The organism is Actinomyces acetigenes, from assembly GCF_031296635.1.
GTDB classification, from domain to species: domain Bacteria; phylum Actinomycetota; class Actinomycetes; order Actinomycetales; family Actinomycetaceae; genus Actinomyces; species Actinomyces acetigenes.
Window position 1 is genome coordinate 1 of sequence record NZ_JASPFC010000001.1, and the last position, 17,043, is coordinate 17,043.

A 17,043-nucleotide genomic window follows, 5' to 3' on the forward strand; every position below is an offset into this window, starting at 1 on the left:
GTGACGCGGTGGTGGCCGGGGTGCGCGAGCGTTACGGCGTCACCCTCGTGCCCGAGCCCGTCCAGGTCGGCTTCTAGACCGTCACTCCAGAGCCGCGTCGGCCCCGGGCTCGCTGCGCGAGTACACGGTTCGTCGGGACGTCTCGTGCCCTGCGCAGCAGGCGCAGCCGGCGCAGCCACGAGCCTCGGGCGCGTCAGCGTGTCCCTGCGCGCCTGCAGGTTCTAGACCCCCGAGTGCGGAAGCGCGTCAGGCCTCGAGGTCGCTGGCCTCCGGGCAGTCGGACTGTGCTCCCGGAACCTGGTCGGGTGTCGCCAGCCAGGCGTCCACCTCGGCCAGCCAGGCCCGCTTCGCCGTCGGTGAGGCCAGGCAGGCGCGGATCGACCCGCGGGCCAGCTCGGCCAGCTCGGCGTCGTCGCAGCCCAGGGCCCGGGCGATCTCGTACTGGTCGACGAGCCGGGACTGGAAGAGCAGGGGGTCGTCAGCACTCAGGGCGATCTGTGCCCCATGGCTCATGAGCGTACGCAGGGGGACGTCGTCGGGGCTGTGATAGACGCCCAGGCTCACGTTGGAGGCGGGGCAGACCTCAAGGCTGATGCCGGAGGCGACGATCGCGTCCAGCAGGGCGGGGTCCTCGCCGGCGCGTACCCCGTGGCCCAGGCGCGTGGGGCCGAGCGCGGAGACGACCTCACGCAGGTGGTCGGGCCCTAAGAGCTCCCCTCCGTGCGGCATGGAGGCCAGGCCGCCCCGGCGGGCGATGGCGAAGGCTCGCTCCCAGGAGGAGGTCTGCCCGGCGCGCTCATCGTTGGACAGGCCGAAGCCGATCACCTCGCCCGGCTGATCCCCGGCGTAGCGCACTGCCAGGCGTGCGAGCGTGCGGGCGTCCAGCGGGTGACGCATCCGGGAGGCCGCCACGATGACCGCCACCTCCACCCCGCTCAGGGTCGTGGCCTGCTTGGCGGCATCGAGGATGATCTCCAGGGCGGGGGTGATCCCACCGACGAAAGGGGCGTAGCTGGTCGGGTCGACCTGGATCTCCAAGCGGCGCGAACCTTCGGCGGCGTCATCCAGGGCGGCCTCCAGGACGATGCGGCGCATGACCTCCTCCGTGCGCACCAGGGCCCGGGCCGTGTCGTAGGCGCGCTGGAAGCGGAACCAGCCGCGCCGGTCGGCGGGGACTCGTAGGGGGTCGCCGTCCAGGAAGTTCGAGGGCAGGCGCGTGCGCGCGCTGGAGGCCAGCTCGATGAGGGTCTCCAGGCGCATCGACCCCGTGAAGTGCAGGTGCAGGTGCGCCTTGGGAAGGGTGGCGAGGTCTCGCATGGGTGGATTCTTCCACGCGTTCGCACCTCACCGGCAGCTCTCCCGCGCGAGGCGGGAGCGGGAGGCGCCGAAGTGTCACGATTGGCGACTTTTCCGGCGGGCTCCGACAGGCTGTGACAGGAGGGAAGGCTTGGACCTGCGCAGATAGGGGTAGGGACCCGGTGACCCCTTCCCACCTCCACCTAAAAGTCGCCAGGAGTGACATCTGGGTGGATTCCGAGACGACGCGCCACTGGGGAGACGATCCGCACCGTCTCCCGATCCAGTACCTGGTTGCTGGTGAGGCGCAGAGGGGTGAGACCGCGCGCGAGAGCGGCCTGATCGCGCAGGTGGTCGCTCTGCCAGTCCGGGCGGGAGGAGTGGTAGGTGTAGCCGTCAGTCTCGACGAGCAATGCAGGGCAAGCCGCTGCGGTGAGGACATGCGTGCCATCCGCCGGTCCGGGAACGATCGCCTTAGGCCTCCGGCTGAGAACCAGGTCCACCTCGCCGACCCCGTCCACGCTCACCGCCGCGACGGGGCGGTATCCGGCCTGCTTCAGGTCGTAGCGGGCGATCGTCTCCAGCAGGGAGCGAGCCCCCGGGTGGGCCTGAGAGAGCAGGGAGCGCAGCGGTGCGTTGCGTGGGCCAGGCAAGGCGGATGCCAACTGTGCGTGGGTCGTGTATCCCAGGCGCAGGGCCGCATCGAGTGCGATGAGGGCATCGAGCTCATCGGCGCAGCGCATGTAGCAGATGAGGGCCTGCTCGACCTGCGCCACTGGTGGCTGGGTGTCCTCGGGGAGCGACAGCCCCCTGACGCGGTGGACCACCGTGCGGCCGATCGCATCGGGAACGCGGCTGCGCTGCGCCGGGATGGCGACATGGAGAACACCGGGTGATGTCCTCAGCGGGATGCCGTAGTGCTTCATCGCGTGTCCACAGCTCACCACGCCTCCCAGTCGGCGGCAGGTGATGACGAAGGCCTTGGCTGACGGCAGGGCCACGACGTGACCGGGGTGGGAGGCCAGCACCTTCTCAGACAGCATGCGTGCCACCGTTCTGCGCTCTGACCGGGTCAGGCTCAGCGACGAGAGTCGGGCTGCGCCGTTCCTGGCCAGTAGCCGGGCGCGTACATCGCTGCGGCGGGCATCATCAAACATATTTAAATCATGTCAAACAGTGTTCAGAGGTGAAAGGCATGAACCGGCGCTGTGGATAACTTCGGGCTTGCCTCGGTGTTGTCAGTGCCGTCGGTGTCACGATTGGCGACTTTTCCGGCAGGCGCGGCAGCCTGTGTCAGGAGAGGAAGGCGCGGACCTGCACAGATAGGGGAGAGAGGCCCGGTCACACCCGCCTTGCTCCACCTAAAAGTCGCCAGGAGTGACAGATCTGTGCACCTGCACGTACTCGACCTCGGTCACCCAGTGCATCGCCCCGGGGTGGGTGGGCTTCCGCTGTTGTCGAACACCGGGGGTCGTTTTGGAGGCGAACCACCAGGTGGGTGGGGCAGACTAACCGCTATGAACCACTCGTCGGCGTCCCAGGAGCCCGAGGAGGTGGCCCTGCTGACGGGGCCGCGTGCCGCGTCCGTGCTCTCCGCCGCCCTCGCCCCGGCTGGCCAGCGTCTGGCCAGCTGGGAGGTCCACTCAGTCCACCATCGCCCCGGAGCAGGGGTGTCCGTGGGGTACACGGCCGTTGTCGTCGCACCCAACGGGCGTTCCACCACCGAGTACCTGTGTGCCACGACGGCTCGCCTGTCCAACCCGCACGCACCGGGACTGACCCGGGTGGCCCCCACCGGCGGAGACGGCCCCGCGGTCCACGTGTGGCGCCACCCGGCCGACCCCGAGCTTCCCGGCCTGGTAGTGGCCTGCACGCCCTCGCTGCTCTCGGCCCGGATCGGCACGCAGGTCAAGGCCACGATGGTCGCCTACCGGCCCACCCGTCGAGCGGTCGTGCGCGCCACCTTCCCGGATGAGACCACCGCCTACGCCAAGGTCCTGCGCCCGAGCCAGGCCCCGTCCTTCGCCCAGCGCCACCGCCTGCTGACGGCGTCAGGCGTGCCCGCGCCCGAGGTCCTGCGGGAGGACCCCGATGGGCTCGTCCTGCTGTCCACCGGTCGGGGAGTGGCCCTGTCCGGCCTGCTGTCCCAGGGTATGAGCGTCTCGCGCAGCGAACGCGTCTTCAACGGCCTCATCTCGCTGCTGGACGCCCTGCCGGCCAGCGCCATGCAGCTGCCGGCGCACGCCGCCTGGTCGGAACGGGCCCGCCACTACGCGCACGCCGCCGCCACGGTCCTGCCCGAGCACGCCGCCCGTGCCCGGGCCGTGGCCGAGGGGGTCGAGCAGCTCATGGCCGCCTCCGACGCCGGCCGACCGGTCCCGGTCCACGGCGACTTCTACGAGGCCAATGTCCTCATGGAGGGTGAGTCCGTCACCAGCCTGCTCGACGTGGACTCCCTGGGGCCCGGCTACCGGGTTGACGACCTGGCCTGCCTGCTGGGGCACGTCAGCGTGCTGGACCACCTGGCGCCCGCATCCTACCCGAAGCTGCGTCCCATCCTGGAGACCTGGACTCACATGGCCGAGCAGCAGGTGGATCCGGTCTCCCTGCGTGCGCGCTGCGCCGGCGTGGTCCTGTCCCTGGTGGCCGGTGCCCGCCGCGAGGACGGCGGCCCGTGGCGCCCCGACGCCGAGGGCCGCCTGGCCCGCGCCGAGACCTGGCTGGCGCAGGGCCGCGAAATCCAGGCCCGCCGCGGCGCCCACTGAAGCCCGCCGATCTCACGCCGAGCCGGGCATTTCTCGCGGCGCCCTACAGAATTTCTGTGGGGCTACGCGAGAAATGCCCGGCTCGGGGCACTCAGAATCTGACGTGCGACTCCCTGGAGATGGTGAAACCGCGTCCGGTGATCGTGTTCCAGCAGGTCATCCCCTTGGACTGTGAGGTGCAGGCGTAGTCGGAGAACGTCGTGGTCTCTCCGTACTGCAGCGTGTGGAAGGTGTCCCCAGGCTGTCCCAGGTACTCCTCTCCGCAGCGGACCTCGGTGCGACCAGCGAGGGCCACGATGGAGAACTCCCGGTTGGGGCAGTCCTGCATCCCGGAGGAGGCGTAGCTCCGTTCCAGGATTGAGCAGCCCACCCCCTCCTCGTAAAGGATGCAGGAGATGTTCTTCGACGGGGTGTCCACGTACTGGTAGGAGAAGGTCTTGGCTGATGGGGGAAGAGTCGGTCCCTTGTCGGGTAGTGGTGTCGCTTCGGCCTCGGTGGCGTCTGCGGTCGGTTGGGCGGTCTGCCCCGCCGATGTTTCTGCCGTCTGGGCGGGGACCGGTGCGGTGGAAGCGGCGGAAGCCGCTTCCGTTCCCGACTGTCGATCTCGTTTCGCCAGCAGCATCCCGGCGAAGGTTCCGGCGGCGGCGACGGCCAGGACCAGGATGGTGACCAGGGCGGCTATCAGCCCGGTGCGGGACCCGGTGCGGGAGGCCGGCCGGGGCTCGGATGGTTCGACGGGCGCTGTCTGGGCAGGTGCCGGTGTGGCTGCCAGCGTCGGCATGGCCGGTAAGGTCTTGAGGACCTCCGTGCGAGGATCTGCCTGCACCGTCGCTCTCGCAGGAGCCCCGGTGTGCGGTGAGGCGGCGTGCGGCGAGATGCTGTAGTCGGTAGTCGTGATCGAGGGCAGGGCCGCGGTCTCGGCCGTCCTGAGGTGAGTCGAGTCGGACGCTGTCGCCGCGCTCACCGGGGTTGCGGGTGAAACCTGAGACAAGTTGCCCAAGCCCATCTGGAGAATCCGCTCGCGCAGCACCGCGGGAAGCGCAGGATTGGCGGCGACGACCGGTCGCAGATCTGGAAATGCCTTGGCTAGGTACTCCAGCACCTCAGGCTCGGTACTGGGATCGGTGGCGCGACGTTCATCGTCGGGAGTGTGAGCTGGCACGAATCGGATGATAGGTCCCTGAAGGATACGGAATGCCCGTCCGCAACCACATTGGTATCAAACGCCGAGCCGGGCATTTTTCGCGGTGCCCTACAGAATTTCTGTGGGGCTACGCGAGAAATGCCCGGCTCGGTGGAGGAGGCGGAGGAGAGACGGAGCCTCAGGCGCTACTCGACCTCGGCCAGCAGCTTCTGGACCCGCCCCACGCCCTCGACCAGGTCGTCATCGCCCAGCGCGTAGGACAGCCGCACAAAGCCCGAGGGGCCGAAGGCCTCACCGGGAACGACGGCGACCTCAGCGTGCTCGAGGATGAGTGCGGCCAGCGTGGCCGAGCTGTCGATCGTGGTACCGCGCAGCGTGCGCCCCACGAGTCCCTCGATGCTGGGGTAGGCGTAGAAGGCGCCGCGGGGCACGGGCACGGTCAGCCCCTCGATCTGCGAGAGCATCTTCACCATGGTGCGCCGGCGCCGGTCGAAGGCAGTGCGCATCTGCTCGACGGCGGTCAGGTCGCCGCTGACGGCCGCCAGCGCCGCGCGCTGCGAGACGTTGGCGACGTTGGAGGTCAGGTGCGACTGGAAGTTCGTGGCGGCCTTGATGACGTCGCTGGGGGCGATCATCCAGCCCACGCGCCAGCCGGTCATGGCGTAGGTCTTGGCCACGCCGTTGAGGACGATCGTCTGGTCGGCCAGCTCGGGAACCAGCTTGACGACGTGCGCGGCCTGGGCACCGTCATAGAGGAGGTGCTCGTAGATCTCATCGGTGATGACCCAGATGCCGTGCTCCAGGGCCCACCGGCCGATGGCGGTGAGCTCCTCGGGCGTGTAGACCGAGCCGGTCGGGTTCGACGGCGAGCACAGCAGCAGCACCTTGGTGCGCTCGGTGCGTGCGGCCTCGAGCTGGTCGACGCTGACCTTGTAGTCCTGGTCGGCACCGGCGAAGACCTCGACCGTGGTGCCCCCGGCCAGGGCGATGGCCTCGGGGTAGGTGGTCCAGTAGGGCGCGGGCAGCAGAACCTCGTCGCCGGGGTCGACGAGTGCGGCGAAGGCCTGGAAGACGGCCTGCTTGCCGCCGTTGGTGACCAGGATGTCGTCGGGGGAGACCTCGTAGCCGGAGTCGCGCAGCGTCTTGGCGGCGATGGCCTCGCGCAGGACCGGCAGACCCTTGGCTGGGGAGTACTTGTGGTTGACCGGGTCCTTCGCGGCGGCGACGGCGGCCTCAACGATGTAGTCGGGCGTGGGGAAGTCGGGCTCTCCGGCGCCGAAGCCGATGACGGGGCGACCGGCGGCCTTGAGGGCCTTGGCCTTGGCGTCGACGGCCAGGGTGGCGGAGGGGGCGATGGCGGACAGGCGGGCGGAAACGCGGTGCGTGGGTGCAGGTGTCACCCGACTATGGTCCCACGACCTGCAAGGCCTGCACGTCTGAAAACATGGCTGATCCGTCAGCGATGGCACCGGGGTGCCTCCGGGGCTCCTCCGGAACCGCGGCAGGGCGGCAACGCCCCGGCCGGCCCCGGCGTGGCGCACCCCACGGCCAGTGGTTACCGCAAAGGCCTTCTCGTATGGCAAACTAGAGCACCGCTGAAGGGCAGTGGCGCAATTGGTAGCGCACCGGTCTCCAAAACCGGCGGTTGTGGGTTCGAGTCCCGCCTGCCCTGCTGAGAACGGCGGATCTGTCGGGAGATCCCGTCGGTTTCGTCTTCTCCCCGCTGTGCGGGAACTGACCTGACCGTCGACCCTGAGGACCCAGATTCATGAGCGAGAGCGCACGCGCTGCGACAGGCAAGTCGGCCACCAAGCGCGGCTTCTTCGGGCGCATCGCCCTGTTCATCCGCCAGGTCATTGACGAGCTGCGCAAGGTCGTCTGGCCCACCATGAACGAGCTGTGGACCTACTTCACAGTGGTGGTCGTCTTCATCATCGCCATCATGGCCTTCACCGGGGTGCTGGACTTCGCCTTCAACCGAGCCGTCATGTGGCTCTTCGCCTGACCTCCCGGCTTCCGCGGCCGCGCCCTCACCGGGGATGCGCGGTTGCGCACCTGACCATGTCTACTCCCGACGCCGCTGCTGCTCGCGCGGCCCGTCGCATCCGCTCGTCTCACGCCACTGGAAAGCAGGTACACCATGTCTGAGGATGTCTCCTCGCAGACCACCCCCGACGACGTCGAGGCCCTCGCCTCGCTCGCGGCCGACGACGCCGGTGACGCCGTCGAGCAGGTTGAGGCCGCCCAGGCCGATGCGACCGACGAAGCGGTTCAGGCGCAGGCCGACGACGCCGCTGAGCCGGCCGTGCCGGCCGAGGAGGCGCCCGTCGTCGACCCGCTGGCCGAGTTCCGCCGCCAGATGTCGGCCCTGCCGGGGCAGTGGTACGTGCTGCACACCTACTCCGGCTACGAGCGCCGCGTGGCCGCCGACATCATGGCCCGCGCCGAGAACTTCGAGGTCGAGGACTACATCTTCGACGCCACCGTCCCCATGGAGACGGTCATCGAGATCAAGAACGGCAACAAGAAGAAGGAAGTCTCCCGGGTGCGCATCCCCGGCTACGTGTTCGTGCGCATGGACCTGGATGACCCGGAGACCTCGGACAAGGTGTGGCGCACCATCAAGGACACCCCGGCCGTCACCGGCTTCGTGGGGGACCGCTACAATCCGGTGCCGCTGACCTTCGAGGAGGCCGTCGCCCAGCTCGGCCCCACGCCCGAGGAGATCGCCGCCAAGGAGGCCGCCGCCGCGGAGGCCACGGCCCCAGAGTCCGGTTCCGGCACCCAGATCACCACCGGCGGGCAGGTCTTCGAAGTCGCCTTCGAGGTCGGCGAGTCCGTCATCGTCACCGACGGCCCCTTCGAGTCCCTGCCGGCGACGATCGCCGAGATCCACCCCGAGACCCAGAAGCTCCAGGTGCTCATCTCCCTGTTCGGTCGCGACACCCCAGCCGAGCTCTCCTTCACCCAGGTCGCCAAGATCTGAGGCGGACCTGAGGGCAGGAACCATCAGCCCTTGTGGCCCGACGACGCGGAACAGCGTCGTCGGGCCACAACCGTCCGGGTCGCGCGAGCGGCCACGGCGCGGGAGCCGTGAATCACAGGCCGATGTCCTGTGATACCGCGCACCGGGCGCCCTGCTCGGCCCGGCAGCGGGCTACGATGAGCGCTTGTGTGTGCGCATGCACCCACGGCTGCACGGCAGGCGTGCAGCACATCCGGACAAGTAAGAAGGACCCATTCCTATGGCCCCCAAGAAGAAGGTCGCCGGGCTGATCAAGCTCCAGATCCAGGCCGGCCAGGCCAACCCCGCTCCGCCGATCGGCCCCGCCCTGGGTGCCCACGGCGTCAACATCATGGAGTTCTGCAAGGCGTATAACGCGGCGACCGAGTCGCAGCGCGGCAACGTCATCCCCGTGGAGATCACCGTCTACGAGGACCGCTCCTTCACCTTCATCACCAAGACCCCGCCGGCCGCCGAGCTCATTAAGAAGGCTGCGGGCGTCCCCAAGGGCTCTGCCACCCCCCACACCGTGAAGGTGGCCTCCCTGACCCAGGCTCAGGTGCGTGAGATCGCAGAGTCCAAGATGCCCGACCTCAACGCCAACGACATCGAGGCCGCCGCCAAGATCATCGCCGGCACCGCCCGCTCCATGGGCATCACCGTCGAGGCCTGAGGCACTCGCCGGCCCGCCGGCTCTCTCAACTCAATCCCCATACGAAACCGTGGAAGGGCCTCGCGCGGCCCGAACACCACGACTGCAAGGAGAAGCAGATGACCAAGCGCTCCAAGGCCTACCGCGCCGCGGCTGAGAAGATCCAGTCCGGAGTCCTCTACACCCCGGCCGAGGCCGTTCACCTGGCCAAGTCCACCTCTGTCACCAAGTTCGACGCCACCGTGGACGTCGTCTTCCGCCTGGGGGTCGATCCCCGCAAGGCGGACCAGATGGTCCGCGGCACCGTGTCCCTGCCGCACGGTACCGGTAAGACCGCCCGCGTCGTCGTCTTCGCCCAGGGTGAGCGGGCCGAGCAGGCCCGCGCCGCCGGCGCGGACGAGGTCGGTGGCGACGAGCTCATCGAGAAGGTCGCCAAGGGCTACACGGACTTCGACGCCGCCGTGGCCACCCCTGACCTCATGGGCAAGGTCGGCCGCCTGGGCCGCGTCCTGGGCCCCCGTGGCCTCATGCCCAACCCCCGCACCGGCACCGTGACGATGGATGTGGCCAAGGCCGTCTCCGACATCAAGGGCGGCCGTATCGAGTTCCGCGTGGACCGCGCCTCCAACCTCCACTTCATCATCGGCAAGGCCTCCTTCACCGAGGAGCAGCTGACGGAGAACTTCCAGGCCGCCCTGGAGGAGGTCCTGCGCCTCAAGCCCTCGACCTCGAAGGGCCGCTACATCCTCAAGGCCACCATGACCACCACCATGGGTCCCGGCATCCCGATGGACGTCACCAAGGCCTGAGGCTCTTTTCCTTCACGACGGCGTCGGCCGCCTCCTCATCCGGGAGGCGGCCGACGCCGTTCTTCACCTGTGCGTGGGGTCGTGCCGTCCTCGGGGCCTGCCTGGGGACGGCACGAGCCCTCCACGGGGGCATCTGCCCATGGTCCGCGAAGGTGCCGGGCTGACTACGGTGAAGCCGTCGGTGGAGCTTCCAGATGGCGGGGAAGCAGAGAAGCCGGTTGTCCCCGTTCTTGTCTCTCCCTCTCGCAAGGACGGGGACGACCTCTCCGTCCTTGCGAGAGTCCCGGATGGGCTTCAGCTGTTCTTGACGGGGATGTCGGTGAGGCGGTAGGCGAGCTCGGCGACTTCCTTCCTGGGTGCTGCGTGGTCGAGGGCGACAGTGTTGCCGCCGGGGTCGGGCCAGACGACGCAGACGGTGGTGGTGCCGGCCTTGATGAAGGGGCCGATTCCGAGCTCGGTGAGAGGGACATGGGCCTTGAACTCCGCGTCGAGGTAGTCGGCGGGGTAGATGCGCTCGCCTCCGGCCAGGAGGGTCAACCCGTTGGAGGCGGTCCGGATAGCGTCGTTGCTGGCGGTCTCGCCCCGAGAGCCGGTGAGGGGGGACTCATCGTCCTCGAGGAAGTTGTAGAGACCTGGGGCGGAGTCCGTCTTTGCGTTGATGGTGGTGTGGAGCTGTCCGAGGAGGTAGCCACCGGTGCGGGTGAGGTGGTCCAGGGTGACGGTGAGCTGGGCGCCACTGTCATGCTTGACGGTGACGCCGTCAGGGCCCTTGGCGACCGGTCCCTTGGTCTCGGGCAAGGAACCGGTTCCGGTGGACGGGGCAGTGTTCTTAGGGGTGGTGCCGCCGGTGGGGGTCAGGGTGATCTCGACGCGTCGGTTGGCGGCGCGGGCCTCGTCGGTCGTGTCGTTGATCTTGGGCTCGGACTCGCCCTTGCCGGACACGGATGTCTGCCACTTGTCGAGCTTGGTGAGCTGTTCGAGGCGGGTCTTGACGGCGTTGGCTCGTTTCTCGGAGAGGGTCTGGTTGTAGGCGTCGTCCTGGACGTCGTCAGTGTGCCCCACAATGGACAGGGTCCCGCCGTCGGGGTACTGGGCCAGTTGGTCGGCGACGGTGTTGAGCTGGGCGTCGGCGGCGGGGGTGAGGTCGGCGGAGTCGGAGGCGAAGGTGACATCACTGGCGAGGGTGACGGTGATGTCCTTGCTGTCCGTGTGGGTGCTGGTGGAATCGTCCAAGGCCCGGGTGTAGCGCTCAATGGGCACCGGGGCCTCCAGTGCCTGGTCGGGCTTGGACTCGTCCCGGGAGTAGCTGATGACGTCATCGAAGGCCTTGTCGACGGCTTTGAAGTCGATGCCGGAGGCTGCTGCGGCGCCGCTGTCGAGGACGTTGACGGTGACGAAGCCGGCCTGGGGAACGAAGACGGTGACCTGCTTGGCGTCCACCGCCCCGAAGAGCACGAAGCAGCTGGTGGACTCACCCGGCTTGAGCGACAGCTTGTTGTTGTGGTTGTCCTTGACCTTGTTCTCCACGCCGGTGGTGGCCAACCACACCCGGCCGGTGGACAGGTTCAGCAAACGCACCCCACCCGCAGCCGGTTCATAGGTCCTATTGCCGCCTTGACGTGCCAGCGGCCGAGCCGCCTCGAAGACGTTACTGCCGTGGTCGTTCAAGGAGTCTGAGACCTCCTTGACTGCGGCGTCGTCCTTGGCCCGCGTCAGCTTCAGGGCCAGCACGGTGGTCGTCTCGTCGCGGCGCACCAGCGGTGAGATCTGGATCCCCAGGTGGTGGCCCATGACGTGGGCGTCGAGCTCCTGCCAGCCCTGCGGCGCCGCCGACGCCGCAGGCACGGCCGTCCCTGACGCCCCACCTGCCGACGCCGACGCCGAGCCGGTCTGACGCTTCGACCGCCAGGGAAGCTTACACCCGGTCAGCAGCGGCAAGCCCACACCGGTCAGGATCGCACCGGACAGAAACACACGACGACGCATGGCTGCGGGTCCCTTCAGCTGTTCTTGACGGGGATGTCGGTGAGGCGGAAGGCGAAGTCGGCGACTTCTTTCCTGTTTGCTGCGTGGTCGAGGGTGACGGTGTCGCCGCCGGGGTCGGGCCAGATGACGCAGATGGTGGTGGTGCCGGCCTTGATAGGGGGAGTGAGCTGGAGCTCGGTGAGGGGGACGTGGGTCTTGAAGCCGGCGTCGATGTAGTCGGCTGGGTAGATGCGCTCGCCTGCGGCCAGGAGGGTCAACCCGTCGGAAGAGACCTCGGTGGCCTCGTTGCTGCCGTCCTCGCTGCGGGAGTTGGAGAAGAGAGCCTCTTTGTCGCTGAGCCAGTGCTCGAGGCCGTTGGGGGCGGAGCCCTTCTTCGCGTTGATGGTGGTGTGGAGCTGGCCGAGGAGGTATCCGCCAGAGCGGGTGACGTGGTCGATGGTGATGGTGACCTGGCTGTTGCCACTGACATGCTTGACGGTGACGCCTTCAGAGCCCTTGGCGACGGGGCCCTTGGTCTCGGGCAAGGAACCGGTTCCAGCGGACGGGGTAGTGGTCTTGGTCGTGGTGCCGCCGGTGGGGGTCAGGGTGATCTCGACGCGTCGGTTGACGGCGCGGGCCTCGTCGCTGGTGTCGTTGACCTTGGGCTCGGACTCGCCCTTGCCGGACACGGATGTCTGCCACTTGTCGAGTTTGGTGAGCTGTTCGAGGCGGGTTTTGACGGCGTTGGCGCGCTTCTCGGACAGGGTCTGGTTGTAGGCGTCGTCCTGGACGTCGTCGGTGTGCCCCACAATGGACAGGGTCCCGCCGTCGGGGTACTGGGCCAGCTGGCCGGCCACCGTCTGGAGCTGGGCGTCGGCGGCGGGGGTGAGGTCGGCGGAGTCGGAGGCGAAGGTGACGTCTGATGCGAGGGTGACGGTGATGTCCTTGCTTCCGGTGTGGGTGCTGGTGGAGTCGTCCAGTGCCCGAGTGTAGCGCTCAATGGGCACCGGGGCGGCCAGCGCCTGGTCGGGCTTGGCCTCGTAGTTGGGGTTGGCGACGCTGTCGAAGGCCTTGTCGATGGCTTTGAAGTCGATGCCGGAGGCTGCTGCGGCGCTGCTGTCGAGGACGTTGACGGTGACGAATCCGGCCTGGGGGACGAAGACGGTGACCTCCTTGGCATCCACCGCCCCGAAGAGCACGAAGCAGCTGGTGGACGCACCCGGCTTGAGCGGCAGGTTGTTGTGGTTGTCCTTGACCTTGTTCTCCACGCTGCCGGTGGCTAGCCACACCCGGTTGGTGGGCAGGTCCAGCAGACGTACCCCGTTGGCGCCCCAGTCGGATCTCCTCAACATACCGGGGCGTGACAAAGGCAAGGACGCCTCGAAGGTGTTGCTGCCGTCGCCGGCGGCGTCTGCGATGTCCTTGACCGCGGGGTCGTCCTTGGCCCGCGTCAGCTTCAGGACCAGCACGGTGGTCGTCTCGTCGCGGCGCACCAGCGGTGAGACCTGGATCCCCAGGTGGTGGCCCATGACGTGAGCATCAAGCTCCTGCCAGCCCTGCGGCGCCCCCGACGCCGCAGGCACGCCCGATGCCTTGCCCGCCGACGCCGACGCTGCTGAGGAGGAGGCGGGCTGACGCTTCGACCGCCAGGGAAGCTTACACCCGGTCAGCAGCGGCAAGCCCACACCGGTCAGGAACGATCCGGACAGAAACACACGACGACGCATCGGAACGGGTCCTTTCAGCTGTTCTTGACGGGGATGTCGGTGAGGCGGTAGGCAGTGTCTGGGATGGAGTACTTGCCTTTGGCGTGGTCGAGGGTGATGGTGTCGCCGCCGGGGTCGGGCCAGACGACGCAGACGGTGGTGGTGCCGGTCTTGAGGTGGTCGCTGAGGTTGAGCTCGGTCAGGGGGAGGTGCTGCTTGTTGTAGGCGTCGCTGTAGTCGGCGGGGAAGATACGCTCGCCGTTGCTGAGGAGGGTCAGGCCGTCGCTGGCGAACTGGGTTACGAAGGCGCTGCCGTCCTCGTTGCGCTGGTTGCTCAGGGCCGTCTGGGGGTCCTGGAGGAGGGGGTGGAGTTGTGCGCCGGTGGAGCCGTCCTTGACGGTGCAGGTGACGGTGCCCAGGAGGTAGCCGCCAGTGCGGGTGACGTGGTCGAGGGTGATGATGACCTCTCCGCTGGTGTCGCCGCTCTTGGGGGTGAGGGTGACGCCTTCGGGGCCTTTGGCGACGGGGCCCTGGGGGTCGGGCAGCTTGCCACCACCACTGCTGCTGGGGGTGGCGGTGCTGCTGCTGTTGGGGGTGGGGGTGGTGTTGTTCTTGGGGGTGGTGCCGCCGGTGGGGGTCAGGGTGATCTCGACTCGTCGGTTGGCCGCGCGGGCTTCGTCGCTGGTGTCCTTGATCTTGGGCTCGGACTCGCCCTTGCCGGACACGGATGTCTGCCACTTGTCGAGCTTGGTGAGCTGTTCGAGGCGGGTCTTGACGGCGTTGGCTCGTTTCTCGGAGAGGGTCTGGTTGTAGGCGTCGTCCTGGACGTCGTCGGTGTGCCCCACGATGGTGAGTGTGCCGCCGTCGGGGTACTGACCGAGCTGGCCGGCGACGGTCTTGAGCTGGGCGTCGGCGGCGGAGGTGAGGTCGGCTGAGTCGGAGGCGAAGGTGACGTCTGATGCGAGGGTGACGGTGATGTCCTTGCTGCCGGCGTGGGTGCTGGTGGAGTCGTCCAGGGCACGGGCGTAGCGCTCGATGGCGACGGGGTCGGCGAGCTCGGGAGCAGCGCGCGGGTACTTGTCGATTTCGGTTTGGGCTGTGCTCAGGTCAACCTTGGCTTTCTTGGCGTCGTTGGCGTCCAGGACGGAGACGGTGGTGAAGCCGGCCATGGGGACCATGACGGTGACGGTATCGGTGTCGACCTTGCCGAAGGACAGGTAGGAGATGATCTCCTTGCCTGGGGTGAGCTCTAGCATTCCGCCGCTGCCGTCGACGGCGCTCCACACGCGCCCGGAGCCGGTATCAAGCAGCTTGACCAGGTCGGCGCCGGCGCCAGGTCGAAAGATGGTTGGAGCCCCTAAGTAGCTTGAGAGAACGACCCTGTTGTTGTTGTCACTGAAGGGATGGGCGTTGACGGCGTCGATGGAGGCGTCGTCGGATGCGCGGGTGAGCTTCACGGCGATGTACGAGGTCTTGTCCTGGCGGATGACAGGGGAGACCTCCACGCTCACCTTGTGGCCCATGACGTGGGCGTCGAGCTCCTGCCAGCCTTGCGGCACCGCCGACGCCGCAGGCACGGCCGCCCCTGACGCCCCACCCGCAGAGGCCGACGCCGAAGCCGGGCCGGCCTGATGCTTCGACTGCCAGGGCAGTTTGCACCCGGCCAGCATCGGCATCCCGACACCGGTCAGGATCGCTCCGGAGAGAAACACGCGACGACGCATGGCTGCGGGTCCCTTCAGCTGTTCTTGACGGGGATGTCGGTGAGGCGGTAGGCGGTGTCTGGGGTTGAGTATTTGCCGTCGGGGTGGTCGAGGGTGATGGTGTCGCCGCCGGGGTCGGGCCAGACGACGCAGATGGTGGTGGTGCCGGTCTTGAGGTGGTCCAGGAGGCGTAGTTCGGTCAGGGGGAGATGGTGTTCGACGTCGGCGTCAAGGTAGTCGGCGGGGAAGATGCGCTCACCTCCTGCTAAGAGGGTCAGGCCGTCGCTGGCGAGGAAGGTTGACAGGGCGCCGCTCTCGGAGCGTTGGTTGGTCAGGGCTGTCTCGGGGTCGTCGAGCAGCTGGTGGAGTGGTGCTCCGGTGGAGCCGTCCTTGACGGTGCAGGTGAGGGTGCCCAGGAGGTAGCCGTCAGAGCGGGTGACGTGGTCAAGGGTGATGGTGACCTGTCCGCTGGTGTCGAGTCCCTTGGAGGTGAGGGTGACGCCCTCGGGGCCCTTGGCGACGGGTCCCTGGGGGTCGGGCAGCTTGCCACCACCGTTGCCGCTGCTGCTGGTGGGGGTGGGGGTGGTGTTGTTCTTGGGGGTGGTGCCGCCGGTGGGGGTCAGGGTGATCTCGACTCGTCGGTTGGCGGCGCGGGCTTCGTCGGTGGTGTCCTTGATCTTGGGCTCGGACTCGCCCTTGCCGGAGACGGATGTCTTCCACTTGTCGAGGCTGGTGAGCTGTTCGAGGCGGGTCTTGACGGCGTTGGCTCGTTTCTCGGAGAGGGTCTGGTTGTAGGCGTCGTCCTGGATGTCGTCGGTGTGCCCCACAATGGTCAGGGTCCCGCCGTCAGGGTGCTGGCCGAGCTGGGTGGCGACGGTCTGGAGCTGAGCCTCAGCTCCTGAGGCGAGGTCGGCTGAGTCTGAGGCGAAGGTGACGTCTGATGCGAGGGTGACGGTGATGTCCTTGCCTCCGGCGTGGGTGCTGGTGGAGTCGTCCAGGGCCCGGGTGTAGCGCTCGATGGCGACGGGGTCGGCGAGCTCGGGGGCGTCGTTGGAGGACTGTTTGAGTGCGGCCTGGGCGATGGACGGGTCGATTTTGGCCTTCTTGGCGGAACCGGCGTCCAGGACTGAGACGGTGGTGAAGCCGGCCATGGGGACCATGACGGTGACGGTGTCGGTGTCGACCTTGCCGAAGGACAGGTAGGAGGTCATGTCCTCGCCGGGGGCGAGCTCGAGGAACAGTCCGCTGCCGTTGATGGCGCTCCACACGCGCCCCGAGGCGGTGTCCAGGAGCTTGACCAGGGAGGCCCCTGTACCCGGGCGGAAGATTGACGGCACTCCCAGGTAGTTGGAGATGCTCAGCTTGTTGCCGCTGTCGTCTTCGTAGGAGCTGGCTTGGACGGCGTCGATGGAGGCGTCGTCGGATGCGCGGGTGAGCTTCAGGGCGATGTATGAGGTCTTGTCGTCCTGGCGGACGACGGGGGAGACCTCCACGCTCACCTTGTGGCCCATGACGTGACCGTCGAGCTTCTGCCACTCGGTGCTACCGGCCTTAGCCGGGGCGCTGGCCGAGGCAGTTCCCCTAGCTGAGGCTGTGGAGCCCGACGGGGATGCCGCCCCTCCCTTGTCCTTCGATGCCCCCGGTAGGTCGCAACCCGCCAGCACCGGCAACCCGAGTCCCGCCAGGGCCGAGAAGGCCACGAAAGACCGACGAGACGGTGCCGAAGGAACACAAGACAAACCAGACAACACGGGCAACACGAGAACTCCTTCATGGGTCCGCCGAAATTTCTCAAAGACAGAGTGTAATCGTAACGTAATCTCCCTAGCAAGCAGGGCTACCCGGGTACTCCCCGTCGCTCCCCGTGTACTCCCCATAACTCCATGGGGAGTACACGGATTCTCTCGGTCTCCCCGCGTGTACCCCGGGTACTCCACGATATTTCCCCGTGGGAGCCTCCCCATTTCTCGAATGATGGGTGCTGCATAGGGTCTCAGTA

At 67.9% G+C, this 17,043-nt stretch carries 13 protein-coding genes and 1 tRNA gene; 6 read left to right on the forward strand and 8 right to left on the reverse strand.

Annotated features, from left to right (window positions below; translation table 11 throughout):
* Positions 1-246: 246 nt before the first annotated feature.
* Positions 247-1,317 (reverse strand): adenosine deaminase, encoded by a 1,071-nt coding sequence (locus RIV14_RS00005; RefSeq protein WP_075373687.1) that lies wholly within the window; start codon positions 1,315-1,317, stop codon positions 247-249.
* A gap of 182 nt (positions 1,318-1,499) precedes the next feature.
* Positions 1,500-2,339, reverse strand: a complete 840-nt coding sequence (locus RIV14_RS00010; RefSeq protein WP_256699398.1) for a hypothetical protein — start codon at positions 2,337-2,339, stop codon at positions 1,500-1,502.
* A gap of 474 nt (positions 2,340-2,813) precedes the next feature.
* On the opposite strand from RIV14_RS00010, the gene RIV14_RS00015 reads away from it, so the two are divergent.
* Positions 2,814-4,061, forward strand: a complete 1,248-nt coding sequence (locus tag RIV14_RS00015) for a phosphotransferase (RefSeq protein WP_075373685.1) — start codon at positions 2,814-2,816, stop codon at positions 4,059-4,061.
* A gap of 91 nt (positions 4,062-4,152) precedes the next feature.
* Here the strand turns inward: RIV14_RS00015 and RIV14_RS00020 are convergent, their stop codons facing one another.
* Together RIV14_RS00020 and RIV14_RS00025 are read right to left on the reverse strand one after the other, a co-directional pair.
* Complete coding sequence (locus RIV14_RS00020; protein ID WP_256699397.1) at positions 4,153-5,223, reverse strand: variant leucine-rich repeat-containing protein; 1,071 nt, start codon at positions 5,221-5,223, stop codon at positions 4,153-4,155.
* Between the two features lie 167 nt (positions 5,224-5,390).
* Entirely contained in the window at positions 5,391-6,605 is a 1,215-nt protein-coding gene (locus RIV14_RS00025; RefSeq protein WP_070662943.1) for a pyridoxal phosphate-dependent aminotransferase, read from the reverse strand.
* Between the two features lie 199 nt (positions 6,606-6,804).
* On the opposite strand from RIV14_RS00025, the gene RIV14_RS00030 reads away from it, so the two are divergent.
* The 5 genes from RIV14_RS00030 (at position 6,805) to rplA (ending at position 9,670) form a co-directional block, all read left to right on the forward strand.
* A tRNA-Trp gene (locus RIV14_RS00030) sits at positions 6,805-6,877 on the forward strand.
* 96 nt (positions 6,878-6,973) lie between these two features.
* The gene (gene secE, locus RIV14_RS00035) at positions 6,974-7,210 is read left to right on the forward strand and encodes a preprotein translocase subunit SecE (protein ID WP_003789264.1); all 237 of its coding nucleotides are present in this window, start codon (positions 6,974-6,976) and stop codon (positions 7,208-7,210) included.
* A 135-nt stretch (positions 7,211-7,345) separates the two neighbouring features.
* Complete coding sequence (gene nusG, locus RIV14_RS00040; protein WP_075373684.1) at positions 7,346-8,191, forward strand: transcription termination/antitermination protein NusG; 846 nt, start codon at positions 7,346-7,348, stop codon at positions 8,189-8,191.
* A 259-nt stretch (positions 8,192-8,450) separates the two neighbouring features.
* Positions 8,451-8,882, forward strand: coding sequence for a 50S ribosomal protein L11 (gene rplK / locus RIV14_RS00045; RefSeq protein WP_003789267.1), 432 nt, complete (start codon positions 8,451-8,453; stop codon positions 8,880-8,882).
* A gap of 98 nt (positions 8,883-8,980) precedes the next feature.
* Positions 8,981-9,670: a 50S ribosomal protein L1 gene (gene rplA / locus RIV14_RS00050; RefSeq protein ID WP_075373683.1), complete on the forward strand. Its 690-nt coding sequence runs from the start codon at positions 8,981-8,983 to the stop codon at positions 9,668-9,670.
* A 294-nt stretch (positions 9,671-9,964) separates the two neighbouring features.
* On the opposite strand, the gene RIV14_RS00055 is transcribed toward rplA, so the two are convergent.
* From RIV14_RS00055 to RIV14_RS00070, 4 genes are read right to left on the reverse strand one after another with little or no spacing between them, the layout of a single operon-like run.
* The gene (locus RIV14_RS00055) at positions 9,965-11,656 is read right to left on the reverse strand and encodes an OmpA family protein (RefSeq protein WP_309324696.1); all 1,692 of its coding nucleotides are present in this window, start codon (positions 11,654-11,656) and stop codon (positions 9,965-9,967) included.
* 14 nt (positions 11,657-11,670) lie between these two features.
* Positions 11,671-13,362, reverse strand: coding sequence for an OmpA family protein (locus RIV14_RS00060; RefSeq protein WP_309324698.1), 1,692 nt, complete (start codon positions 13,360-13,362; stop codon positions 11,671-11,673).
* 14 nt (positions 13,363-13,376) lie between these two features.
* Entirely contained in the window at positions 13,377-15,065 is a 1,689-nt protein-coding gene (locus RIV14_RS00065; protein WP_309324700.1) for an OmpA family protein, read from the reverse strand.
* 14 nt (positions 15,066-15,079) lie between these two features.
* Positions 15,080-16,804: an OmpA family protein gene (locus RIV14_RS00070; RefSeq protein WP_309324701.1), complete on the reverse strand. Its 1,725-nt coding sequence runs from the start codon at positions 16,802-16,804 to the stop codon at positions 15,080-15,082.
* Between the last annotated feature and the right edge of the window lie 239 nt (positions 16,805-17,043).

Excerpts from the sequence above, each read along its gene's own strand:
- RIV14_RS00005 (WP_075373687.1), bottom strand. The coding sequence starts at position 1,317 with ATGCGAGACCTCGCCACCCTTCCCAAGGCGCACCTGCACCTGCACTTC.
- RIV14_RS00010 (WP_256699398.1), bottom strand. The coding sequence starts at position 2,339 with ATGCTGTCTGAGAAGGTGCTGGCCTCCCACCCCGGTCACGTCGTGGCC.
- RIV14_RS00015 (WP_075373685.1), top strand. The coding sequence starts at position 2,814 with ATGAACCACTCGTCGGCGTCCCAGGAGCCCGAGGAGGTGGCCCTGCTG.
- secE (WP_003789264.1), top strand. The coding sequence starts at position 6,974 with ATGAGCGAGAGCGCACGCGCTGCGACAGGCAAGTCGGCCACCAAGCGC.
- nusG (WP_075373684.1), top strand. The coding sequence starts at position 7,346 with ATGTCTGAGGATGTCTCCTCGCAGACCACCCCCGACGACGTCGAGGCC.
- rplK (WP_003789267.1), top strand. The coding sequence starts at position 8,451 with ATGGCCCCCAAGAAGAAGGTCGCCGGGCTGATCAAGCTCCAGATCCAG.
- rplA (WP_075373683.1), top strand. The coding sequence starts at position 8,981 with ATGACCAAGCGCTCCAAGGCCTACCGCGCCGCGGCTGAGAAGATCCAG.
- RIV14_RS00055 (WP_309324696.1), bottom strand. The coding sequence starts at position 11,656 with ATGCGTCGTCGTGTGTTTCTGTCCGGTGCGATCCTGACCGGTGTGGGC.
- RIV14_RS00060 (WP_309324698.1), bottom strand. The coding sequence starts at position 13,362 with ATGCGTCGTCGTGTGTTTCTGTCCGGATCGTTCCTGACCGGTGTGGGC.
- RIV14_RS00065 (WP_309324700.1), bottom strand. The coding sequence starts at position 15,065 with ATGCGTCGTCGCGTGTTTCTCTCCGGAGCGATCCTGACCGGTGTCGGG.